The sequence below is a fragment of the Arthrobacter sp. SPT-J7 genome (assembly GCF_059089965.1).
Map to the genome: position 1 here is coordinate 1 of NZ_JBNHFF010000535.1, position 589 is coordinate 589.

A 589-nucleotide genomic window follows, 5' to 3' on the forward strand; every position below is an offset into this window, starting at 1 on the left:
CCAAGCTGGGGGCCACGCTGGATTCGGGCGGGCACTGGTACTTCACCGAGCGGCTCGGAATGCACCGCACGCTGGACCTGATCTACACGGCTGAGTTGATGAGCGGCACCGAAGCGGTGGCACAGGGGCTGTTCAGCCGGGCCATGCCGGCGGATGAGCTCCTGGAGTCGACGCGGGGGATCGTCTCACGGGTGGCTCGCGGTGCTACTGAAGCGTTCACCGCCAGCAAGGAGCTGGTGGCGCACATCCGGGACCAGCGGCTGGGCCTGTGGGAAGCCATGGCGGAGGAGAACGCCGAGCAGGCACGGCTCTGCAAGACCGATGATTATGCCGAGGGTTTCCGGGCGTTCCAGGAAAAGCGCGAGCCGCAGTTCTCCGGGCGGAAATTGACTCTGTAGGCAACCAAACTGGAACTTTTATAACGCCGCAAATTCTGCTGTTACTTTCGCTGTCCGTATAGATTCCCAATTGAGGACTTGTCCTGAAGTCTTCGCAAAGTTACTTGTGCGTCTCTTTCCACGCCGGGACACACCTAAGCATAGGCCGGTGTCATTCGGGTCTTGGCTACTGTGCTTCCTCTTGCCTCACA

1 protein-coding gene is annotated in these 589 nt (G+C 60.4%); it reads left to right on the forward strand.

Annotation, left to right across the window (positions count from 1 at the left end):
• Nucleotides 1–398, forward strand: a 398-nt coding sequence (locus tag AC5RWX_RS34110; protein WP_494100548.1) for an enoyl-CoA hydratase/isomerase family protein, incomplete at its 5' end; no start/stop codon positions are given.
• Nucleotides 399–589: the final 191 nt, after the last annotated feature.